Annotated in this window: 1 pseudogene; it reads left to right on the forward strand. The window is 35.3% G+C overall.

Annotation, left to right across the window (positions count from 1 at the left end):
* Window positions 1–253 (forward strand): annotated as a pseudogene (locus AC6UDF_RS07330) (dTDP-4-dehydrorhamnose reductase); the annotation flags it as partial.
* Between the last annotated feature and the right edge of the window lie 2 nt (window positions 254–255).

The following is a 255-nucleotide window of genomic DNA, read 5'->3' on the forward strand; positions in this document are numbered from 1 at the left end:
GATTGAGGGTAGTAACCAGCCAATACAGGTAACCGATACCAGAACGTTGGCAGAGTTTATGCTGTTTGTGATTGAAAATGATTTATCTTATGGAATGTATCATTTAACAAACAATAAAATGATTACTCGGGATGAATTTGTTCAAAAAGTCTTAAAAGGCAAAGATGCAAAAATCGTACCTGATGACACCCAGAAAGAGTACGTAAAAGACCCAATTCTTGATCTGAAAAAGCTCCATAACACTCAATTTTAAGG

The organism is Fructilactobacillus sp. X2R6C1 (assembly GCF_059901295.1).